3 protein-coding genes are annotated in these 6,278 nt (G+C 60.2%); 1 reads left to right on the plus strand and 2 read right to left on the minus strand.

The genetic code is table 11. The features are described 5' to 3' along the window. Positions 1-165: 165 nt before the first annotated feature. The gene (locus tag AB4Z13_RS31640; RefSeq protein WP_113323824.1) at positions 166-2,025 is read right to left on the minus strand and encodes an adenylate/guanylate cyclase domain-containing protein; all 1,860 of its coding nucleotides are present in this window, start codon (positions 2,023-2,025) and stop codon (positions 166-168) included. Between the two features lie 438 nt (positions 2,026-2,463). Continuing rightward, positions 2,464-2,649 (minus strand): hypothetical protein, encoded by a 186-nt coding sequence (locus tag AB4Z13_RS31645; protein WP_442207682.1) that lies wholly within the window; start codon positions 2,647-2,649, stop codon positions 2,464-2,466. 144 nt (positions 2,650-2,793) lie between these two features. On the opposite strand from AB4Z13_RS31645, the gene AB4Z13_RS31650 reads away from it, so the two are divergent. Beyond that, positions 2,794-6,278: N,N-dimethylformamidase beta subunit family domain-containing protein (locus AB4Z13_RS31650; RefSeq protein ID WP_442207683.1), on the plus strand; the 3,485-nt coding region annotated here is incomplete at its 3' end.

Here is a 6,278-nt window from a genome sequence, read left to right on the forward strand (position 1 = left end):
TACGCTTCTCAACCCGGAGGATTATCAGAGTGGCGGAGACACCAAACTGGACCTTGGTGTAGGTGCCGGCAGAGAAGAAGCCCGTTTGCCTGATATCCCAGGACGCTGCCTATCAGCCGAGAGCATAGGGTCGCTCCGCGTTTGGCGCCCTTCGTCTGCCGCGACCTATGCTTCCACCTGTTCCCGCTCTTTCATCGCTTCTGCGACAAGTTTCATGAAGCGCGGATGCCGCCGCAGGTTGTCCAGGTCAGAATCATGTGTGAACCATTTGATGTGGTAGACGGAGCTTCGGGGCAGCAAGCCCTCCAGGATATCGATCGCCCGTTCCACATGGCCGAGTACGGAGTGGACGCAGGCAAGATTATATTGGGCGACGATATCATCGGGATCGATGGCGCTTGCCCGTGCGGCCCAATCGCAGGCCCGCGCCGCATCACCGAGATGGGCAAGGGCAAGCGCGCCGCGATGGGCAGGCCCGGAATTTTCCGGGTTCTGATTGAGCGCCCGCTCGGCTCTTTCAATGCCCATGCGCGCCCAGCTTTCCTTGTCCACCGTCCGTCCGAGAGAATGATACGAGGACATCAGGTGGATCGGCGAAACATAGTCGTCGGGGCGGATTTCGGCGGCACGGCTAAAGTAATGCACCGCCTCGGCGAAATTCCCGCGCATGAAGAAGATGCGGGCATAGTGGAAATTTGCTTCATAGAGATTGGGATCGAGCGCCAGCGCGCGTTCGAAGGATGCCGTGGCCTCGTCGTCCTCGCCGTTTTGATGCAGCGCCAGGCCGCGGGAGGCATGGGCCTCGGCGAGGTCGGGATCGAGTTCCAGGGCTTTGGCGCTCATTGCGAGGATGCGCTCCAGGGGCACGTCGTCGGGCGCCCAGTCGCGGATCGCAGCATCGCAATCGGCGATGCCGGCATAGGCGCGGCCATAGTCCGGATCGAGCTCGACGGCCTTGTAGAACATGCGCCGGGCAAGCTGCAGATAGGACTTGGTCCAGGTATGAGAGAGCTGCCTTCCTCTCAGGTAATAGGTATAGGCCTCGACATTGGCCGTCGGCTCGGCGGCGATCGCCTTGCGTTCCTCCGGCAGCAGCCGCACCTTCAGCTGGCCGACGATCGCGTTGGTGATCTCGTCCTGGATGGCGAATATATCGGTGAGGTCGCGATCATAGCGTTCGGCCCAGAGATGGTCGCCGTTCGTCGTATCGATCAGCTGGCCGGAGATGCGTACCCGCGTACCGACAATGCGCACACTGCCTTCCAGCATATAACGCACGCCGAGCTCCTGGGCGACCTGCTTCACCTTCACCGATGCGCCCTTATAGGTGAAGACGGTGTTTCGCGGCACCACATGCAGGCTGGAGACCTTGGAAAGATCGGTGATGATATCCTCGGTGATGCCGTCGGAGAAGTAATCCTGATCGGCATCGCCGCTCATATTGGTGAAGGGCAGGACGGCGATGAAACAGGTGTTGCGGTTCTGCGCGACGAGGCGGGCAGAACTCGGCTTCTCGAAGGAAACTGTGTAAACCTGAACCGGCTGTCGGATATTTTTGAACACGTGTTCACCTAAAAAATCGAAACCGAGATTGAGGCGTGAACCGACCTGATCCCGCACGATTGCCGACACGGCAATGCCGCCGACCGGAGCAATGCCTTCCAGGCGCGCGGCAAGATTGACACCGTCGCCGAAAATATCGTCATTTTCGACGACGACATCGCCGAGATTGATGCCGATGCGGAATTCGACGCGCTCTTCCTTCGGCACGTTTTCGTTGCGCACGGCCATGCTGCGCTGGATTTCTGCGGCGCAGGCGACCGCATTCACGACGCTCTGAAACTCGGCCAGGATGCCGTCGCCCGTCAGTTTGACGATACGGCCCTTGTAATCGGATATGCGGATGTCGACCAATTCGCAGCGATGGCGGTTCAAAGCCTGCAGCGTGCCCGTCTCGTCCATGCCCATGAGCCGGCTGTAGCCAACCACATCGGCAGCGAGGATGGCACTCAATCGCCGCTCCATGACCCTCTCCATGGATTGTCTCATGTCAGTTTCTCGCTTTTTCCAGATTTTGACCGCGCTAGGACTCCCTCCCTTGCAACCGATATCTTTCGATTCGGCGTGCTGTCACGGCGGCGCAGAGCCTATATCGTTACGGCGCAGCATCAATACTCCGAACGGGCGAAGATTGCGCCAAACGATAGCTCTTTTGGATGGGAAAGACCCCGGATGTGCTGACGTGCTCAATTTTGAGGCCGTGCGTCGATTTTGGAATGCGTCTCGGAAGAAGGGGTCGGGCGCAGCGCGCTCGAACCGGTCCTAGGACATCGTCTCGTGGCCCGTTCCTTGCCTCTGAGAGCCTGCGAGGTCGCCGTCGTCAAAAGCCGCGCTCCATCGAAGCGCGGTTCGATTTGTATAGGCCACCGTCGGTTGCCAGGCAGGTCATGTTTCGCGATCCCATCAGCCGCGGAAGAGCGACAGAATGTTCTGCCAAGAGGAGATGGCAATCGAGAGCGACTGGATTGCCAGTTGCTGCGTCTGCAAGGCAGCGAGCTTGGCGGGGTGCGCCAGTAGCCGTCCGTGATGCGAAGCAGATCCGACGACCGTACCGCTTGTTGTCTCGAGAAAGGCAAGTCGCGCGTCCACGCAAAAGCCCGTTTGCCTAAAGGATGCAGCCTGTAGGTCGAAAGGGGTAGGACATACTCGTCCACTTTTCGATTATAATCGGAGGTCCGCGTATCGAACGATCCTCATAGATTTGATCCTGGTAATTTCGCGAGAGGGCACACCATGTATCGCAACGCTCGCCGGTGGGCTTCGCGCTCACTCATGATGGATTCGTGGGTTCCCCGGTGGCTGGCCGCCAGTGGAAAGGCAAGGCCGCGCAAGGGCGCCGATCGCCCCGAGGATAGTGCTCAACTTGCGACATCCGCGCAGACAGCGGGTGGAAGCAAGGGGGGTGCCCTTGTCGGCAGTCCCGACAACAGCTTTGCGCTCAGCGGACATGATGACGAACCGAGAGCGGAAACGGTCGGCGAAGCAGACGGTCGGGGCGATATTGACCAAGTGTCCCCATCCTTGGCGGATGCTTTCGCAGCGGCGCGCGAAACGGGTGTTGGAAGTGGAAATTCTGCCGCGTCTGTTCTGTCGGCCCATAATCCGGTTTTTGCACCTTTCGAGCGGAACGCGAACGGCGCCGCGTTGCCCCCTTATCGCACCTATGCTGGCATGGGCACCATAGGCGACGATCCCCTGGCTCCGTATCTGCCGCAGAGCCCCGCACCGACAGCGTCAGGGCAAGGTTCCGCCACCGTAGCGGGTGCACGCGCTCACTCCGGCAAGGTGGTCATTCTCGAATCGAGCCCGTCAGCAGCGGCTGCTGCGCACCACGGTGGATCGAATTCATTGGCGTTTGGCATGCCTTTTGGTGTCTGCGGATGTGGCTATTTTACATCCCCTACGCGGATTCTCGATTGGGCCCATGGCGGCGCCATGCTTCAACAGGATGGTCAATTGCCGGGGACGAGGCTGACCGAAGGGCCGGACTATGCAGCAACGATCAAGCGGGCCATCGGTGCCTCAGTCAGCGACCCGCTTCTTGATCGTGACTTATCCCCGCTCTCGAGCTGGCGCGGAACCGCAAAGTTGACGGGCTCGACGAACTTGAACGGATCGTTGCCCGGCGGCGGAGAAATGGGAACGGCAACCGGCACCAAGGGCGTCGGCATCCTTTCCGGTTCGGTCACCACACCGCCGATCACGCAGCGGTCGTTAACGACGCAAAATCTGGCGGCCGCAGCGGCAGCGGCGCCCGCTAACAAGGTCGTGGCGGAAAATCTGCTGCCGGGCAATCCGGAGAGCGAGTGGGGCATCGATGGGGCCGGCAGCTCCAATATCGAGGGATTCGCGACCGACATCAGTGTCGACAACGGCAAGACGGTCAGCTTCAAGATTGATACGGATTCCAACAATTACCGGATCGATATCTACCGCCTCGGCTATTATGGCGGCATGGGCGCGCGCAAGGTCACGACCATTCAGCACACCGGCGTGCAGAATCAACCAAATCCGTTGCGCAATGCCACGACCGGCACCGTGGATGCCGGCAACTGGGCAGTTTCGGCTTCGTGGACCGTACCTGAAGATGCTGTCTCAGGCGTTTATATCGCCAAGCTCGTGCGGCAGGATGGCACCTTCGGCGAAAATCAGATTCCGTTCATCGTGCGCGACGATGACAGCCACAGCGATATCGTTTTCCAGACCGCTGACGAGACCTGGCAAGCCTACAATGGCTGGGGTGGCGCAAACTTCTACGGTGGCAACGGTCCGGCAACGGGGCAGGGCGCTGGTCGCGCCTATGCTGTCAGTTACAACAGGCCGATTGCGACCCGTGGTGGGGTTGGCACTTATGCCGGTCCGCAAGACTATCTGTTCGGCGCCGAATATGCAGGCATCTACTGGCTGGAGCAGAACGGCTATGATGTTTCGTACCTGTCGGGTGTCGACGTCGACCGCTATGGCAGCCTGCTGCTCAATCACAAGACCTATGTTGATGCCGGGCATGACGAATACTGGTCTGGACAGCAGAGGACCAATGTCGAAGCTGCACGCGATGCAGGTGTCAACCTGATGTTCTGGAGCGGTAACGAGGTCTATTGGCGTACCCGTTGGGGCAACGCCTATAGCGCCGACGGCACGCCTTATCGCACCCTTATTTCCTACAAGGAGACATGGTCGCCCGGCGCCAGCATAGACCCTTCGAACGAATGGACGGGTACATTCCGCGATCCGCGTCTTAGCCCACCCGCTATCGGTGGGGGAAACCCGGAAAACTCGCTGACCGGGCAGCTGTTCAAGGTCGATGATGTCGGCAGCAATCTCAGCGCGATCACGGTCGGATATGATGACGCCAATCTGCGTTTCTGGCGCAACACGAGCGTTTCCAATCTCCAGCCCGGCCAGACGGCAACGCTAACCAAGAACTATCTGGGCTACGAGTGGGACGAAGCGACCGATAATGGCTTCGATCCGGCCGGTCTCGTCAAGCTGTCTTCGACGACGCTTCCGGTCAGCACCTATTTGCTCGATTACGGAAACACGACCGGCAACGCGACCGCGACCCACAATCTGACGCTTTATCGTGCACCGAGCGGTGCATTGGTGTTTGGCGCCGGTACTGTCTACTGGACATGGGGCTTAAGCAACAATCACGATAATGAGGCGACCCCGACCGATCCCCGCGTGCAGCAGGCAATGGTCAATCTGCTGGCCGACATGGGCATTCAGCCTGGGACGCTGCAATCCGGGCTCGTCGCCACGACCGGCTCCACGGATCATGTTGCACCGACTTCCATCATCACGGCGCCGTCAACGGCGACTGTTGGCTCCACAGTCACGATTACAGGTACGGCCACCGACACGGGCGGCGGGGTCATTGCCGGCGTCGAGGTTTCGACCGACAATGGAGCGAGCTGGCATCCGGCGGCAGGCGATGAGAACTGGACCTATACCTGGTCGCCGCAGATCGCGGGCAATTACACGATCCGCTCACGGGCCGTCGACGACAGCATCAATCTTGAAGCACCCTCGGCAGGGCGCACGGTCACCGTGACCGGGGCGAGCTTTTATTCTCTCTTCGGCGCGGGGACGCCTGCTGTCGTCAACACCGACGATACGTCGGCCGTCGAGCTCGGGGTCAAATTCCAGACCTCCGTGGCAGGGACCGTCACCGGCATTCGTTTCTATAAGGGCAGCCAGGACACCGGCACGCATACCGGCTCACTCTGGTCGAGCACGGGTACGCGGATTGCGACCCTCACCTTCACGAACGAGACTGCGAGCGGCTGGCAGACTGCCTATTTCACCAGCCCGGTGACGTTGACGGCGGGACAGACCTACACGGCGTCCTACCATACGAATACCGGCCACTATTCGACAACCGCCAGCTACTTCGTCTCCAATGTGACGAGCGGCCCCCTGACGGCTCCAGCCAGTGGCAACGGCGTATATACCTATGGCAGCGCCAGCCTGTATCCCACGAGCACCTTCGAGTCGACGAACTATTGGGTCGATGTGATGTTCACCACGCCGAGCTCGAACACGACGCCGACGGCGGTTGCCGATGCGGGTGACGCGACCGAGAAGGGTGGCATTGCTAATGGTTCGGGTGGTGTGGTTGCGAGCGGCAATGTGCTGACCAACGACACCGATCCGGATGCCGGTGACACCAAGACGGTCACGGCCGTCGTCTTCGGCGCGACATCAGGCACGCTCGG

It is taken from the genome of Rhizobium sp. YAF28 (genome assembly GCF_052113285.1).
Taxonomy (GTDB): domain Bacteria; phylum Pseudomonadota; class Alphaproteobacteria; order Rhizobiales; family Rhizobiaceae; genus Rhizobium.

Coding starts and splice junctions, on each gene's coding strand:
- AB4Z13_RS31640 (WP_113323824.1), bottom strand. CDS start 2,025: ATGGAGCGGCGATTGAGTGCCATCCTCGCTGCCGATGTGGTTGGCTAC.